General features: G+C 43.4%; 5 protein-coding genes. 2 read left to right on the forward strand and 3 right to left on the reverse strand.

The genetic code is table 11. The features are described from left to right. Nucleotides 1-356 (forward strand): MATE family efflux transporter (locus tag A3735_RS11115; protein ID WP_255375166.1); only part of this gene is annotated, 356 nt, incomplete at its 5' end. 11 nt (nt 357-367) lie between these two features. On the opposite strand, the gene A3735_RS11120 is transcribed toward A3735_RS11115, so the two are convergent. The 3 genes from A3735_RS11120 to A3735_RS11130 form a co-directional block, all read right to left on the reverse strand. Beyond that, on the reverse strand, nt 368-1,498 hold the full coding sequence (locus tag A3735_RS11120) for a M48 family metallopeptidase (protein ID WP_068509659.1): 1,131 nt from the start codon (nt 1,496-1,498) through the stop codon (nt 368-370). Between the two features lie 26 nt (nt 1,499-1,524). Then, the gene (locus A3735_RS11125) at nt 1,525-2,748 is read right to left on the reverse strand and encodes a YjgN family protein (RefSeq protein ID WP_068509657.1); all 1,224 of its coding nucleotides are present in this window, start codon (nt 2,746-2,748) and stop codon (nt 1,525-1,527) included. A gap of 399 nt (nt 2,749-3,147) precedes the next feature. Beyond that, entirely contained in the window at nt 3,148-3,489 is a 342-nt protein-coding gene (locus tag A3735_RS11130; RefSeq protein ID WP_068509654.1) for a rhodanese-like domain-containing protein, read from the reverse strand. A gap of 125 nt (nt 3,490-3,614) precedes the next feature. Here A3735_RS11130 and A3735_RS11135 point away from each other — a divergent pair. After that, nucleotides 3,615-3,871: metalloregulator ArsR/SmtB family transcription factor (locus tag A3735_RS11135; RefSeq protein WP_068638065.1), on the forward strand; the 257-nt coding region annotated here is incomplete at its 3' end.

Here is a 3,871-nt window from a genome sequence, read left to right on the forward strand (position 1 = left end):
TCGGTATGTTATTAGCCTTCAATGCAGAGCTTATCTTGCGCTTTTTCACTTCAGATACGGCTACCATTGACGCGGCTCGCTTACCTTTGCAGGTGACGGGGGCTTTAATATTTATCGATGTTATCGGTGTGATTCTTATGAACGCCTTGCTGGGAAGTGGTGACGTAAAAGTAGTCTTGAAGACAAGTATGCTTTCTCAATGGGCTGTGTTCTTTCCTTTAGGTCTTATCGCAGTAGTTTATTTTGAGCCGCCCTTGCTGGTGATTTGGCTTTTGTTTTCTTTCTCTCGCCTGGGCCAAGGTTTTGTTTACGGTATTCACTGGCATAGAGGGAAATGGGGAGGCGCTAAGCTTTAGTGTTTAGCGCTTCAATGACGGTGATTTCTAAATCGTTCTAGCCGCTCTGACGTGCTTGGGTGGCTTGAAAAATAGCCCTGTATTTCAGATTCTTGTTTTGGCTCCACGCTACCTATGTTTTCTTCGGGCTCGTTTGCACCTTGGTCTTTTTCTTGGGATTCTAAGTTCTCCATTAAGGTAATAAAATCCTCAGGATGTAAGCCAAACTCTTGTAAATGTTTCAGCGCAAAATCATCAGCCTCGAGCTCCATTTTTTGGGAATAGCCTGCTTGCAGAAGAACACCAGGTAAGGCAAGAATTGCTTGGCTGGTGGTTGAAATATCGCCAGTTACGATAACGATGAATAGGGCTAGGCTGGATTGCTGTATCAGTCTTCTCAGACTATGCCGGTGAGCGATATGTCCAATTTCATGCAGCATGATCGTTTCCAGCTGCTCTTGGTTCTCTGCGAGTTTGACCATCTCATCGGTAAAAATAATGGTTCCTGATGGAAGTGCAAAAGCATTCGCACCGATGGACTCGCTTTTGCGGAACTCGATTTTCATTGGAATGAGCTCAAGGCCTTCAATCTTTGTCAGCTCGTCGGCGATGCGATTAAAGGCCTGCCTTAAGGAGTCGCGCTCTTCTTCAGCTAATTCACTGCTTTGAAACACGCTCTTATCTAGGATTTCTAAGCCTCCGTGACCAATTTTTGTTGATACTTCAGCGGGCAGTGCGTGGGCCAATTCTTCGCTGAAAAAAGGAATGCCATAAGCGATAAAACCCCAGCTAGCGACCGCTACCAAAACTAAGGTTAACGCAACAAACTGAAGCTTACTTTCCAAGCGGTGAGCGAGCCCGGAATATGTTTTAGTTTTGAGGTAGCCATCCTGCTGGGCGGTTTTAATCAGTTCATCGATTGCTAAATTATCAGCACATTCAAATTGACATTGATCGCCAAAACTAATGAAGCGCGGGGTATTGCCAATGCGTGATGAGATGTCGACATCTTTAATGGCGACCTTTTTTAAGGGTTCATTGGATGACTCAGTGACAAATTCACTTTCTGGAAAAAAGCAGAGCTGACCGCCTTCCTGATAATGTAGCTTAGCGGGAAGCCGTGATGAGCTTTGCCCTAGGTACAAATAGCCGGAAATCTCCATTGTTAGCAACCAGGCTTCGTCAGCATTTAAATTCCCACTTCGATATCAAAGACTTCACCAAACTCTTCACCCATTGCGGTCAATTGATTTTGTTGATCCGCGACGAAATTATCGAGAGATTGATTTGTCAGCAGTGTTAGTTGGCTTGCGCGGTAGCGCGCAGTACGGATCATCGACCAGGGGATGAGTAAGCCTAGTGAGCAGATAATGGCAATCGTATTGCTGAGGTATAGATACAACATATAGCTAACGCTCAATGTACTTGAGAAAGTCATCTCTTCGATCTGGGTATGATTGAATATCAAGTTTTGGCGCTTGGTTTGAAGGTAGGCAAAGATCCATAAATAAACAGTAAAGAATACCAGCTGAATTAAAATGAGGTTTGAAAAAGACGGTGCTGTTTCTTCACTTGTAAAATTCATAAGGTCTAGCTGGGATAAAGTCCAAAGTACAATAGATATCGCTAAGATAAAAACACCGGAGGCCTTTAAATACATAAGATAGAAGCTTTTTGCGCCAGCGCCATAGCTGAATGGTGAGGTGCCATAGCGAGCGTTATTTACAAGGAAAATAGCTTTTAAGTATTGCCAGAAGGGAAAGCCCAAGATAAACAATGGGAACAAAGCAGCAAGCCCCCAAGGCATATTAAACTCTTCCTCAATATCTATTTTTGCTTCTTCTCCTACGGCAGGTATCTCTGTCGTTTCATCAGCTGGCATCTCCTCAGAAATCGGGACTTCCGAGTATTCCCATACCTCACTGGGCACAGAAAAATATATTGAGCTAACAAGCAGAGCCAGGAACAAAAATACCGGTAGGCCATAAAATAAATAAGCTTGCTTGAAGTTTCGTTCAAAGCGGAAGGTAATACCACGATAAGCTGTGTGGCGGAGCCTGAACGACATAGAAAGAACAATGATTGCAGGCACTAAAACTGTCACTGCTGCAGCGGCATACAAACCCCAAACGCCATTATAGGAATTTATTGCGTAATAAATGCCGAATAATATGGATGCAAAAATTCGCCCTTTTAGAATCTGTTCAGGCTTTGCCAAATATTGAAAGGCGCTGTCGTCAAGCTGAGTATTGCCATAAAAATAGCGGTGTGTTCTAACTTTCGCCCAGGCCGAATAAATGCCCAGCGTAACGATGGTGAGAGCTATATTGACGATCCAAATGCCAAAGAATTCGAGTGCTTTGCCGCTGAATCTAAAAGGCTGTTCAGTATAGGGTTTTACTTCTAAGTCCATTTAATGGGAGTTCCTTCAATTTGATGCGCTTAAAAACTAGCGGCAGTCTAACATAATTAGAAGGAGAGGCTGCGGTCAGAGTAAATTTACTCTAGACCGAACGGCACTTACTTAAGCATATGTTCCATCTAAACAAATGATTATCTATAGGGTGCAATTCAGATTAAATAGGAGCCATTCATTTAAGAACCCTTTTTTGATTATCTCCGTACAGGCCATCGGCCGCTCTGTGTCCTCTGTGGTGGATTCGTTTTTGGGTTTTTGATCTTCAAGACTAAGGCCCTTAACCACAGAGGACACAGAGCGCTTTGCTGCACAGAGGAGTAATGTTTCTCTAGGCTTCCACTGTAAAAAAGTGAAATTCAGTTTAAGTAAGTGCCATTCTACTTTCTAATTATTCTAGCTCTGACATATCGTCTCAATATCACAAGTGATCACCGATACATGCTTATAGCCGATTCTCATCAGCTGCTCTGCAGATAAAGTGGCGCGTGCACCGGTTGCGCAGTGGATATAGAGCGGTGTTTCTTCATGTGGGTGGAGTTCTGATACCTTCATTTCCAAGACACCACGTGGAATGTTGAGGGCGTTCGGTGTCGGGTTTTGTGCCACTTCCATGGGTTCTCTTACGTCAATCAAAATACCACCATTATTGCTCATTTCCAGCTTGGCGCTTGATGATGTTACACAGCGTACTTTAGGTCTGATTTCTTGAATTAAGTCCGGTATCGATCTCAACATATTTATTACCTCAAACATTTACAGTGATGGGAGGTATGATATATTAGAAGTTGCTAAATTAGCAATTTTTAATTAGTATTCATATTTATCGTGACATGCATAAGACGTAATTTAAGGTGTAGGTGATGGATATTAGTCTGGATGAAATGTCTTCGCGCTCGGCAGAAGCAGAGGCTTTCTTAAAAAACCTGGCAAACAGCAAGCGCTTAATGATTTTGTGTGTTTTGAGTGAAGGGGAGCTATCAGTTGGCGAATTAAATAAGCGGGTGCCTCTTTCTCAATCGGCCTTGTCGCAACACTTGGCAAAGCTTAGAGCAGTAGAGTTTGTGGCAACGCGCAGGGAGTCGCAGACCATCTATTACCGGCTAAACGACCCTCGTGT

Source organism: Oleiphilus sp. HI0061, assembly GCF_001635675.1.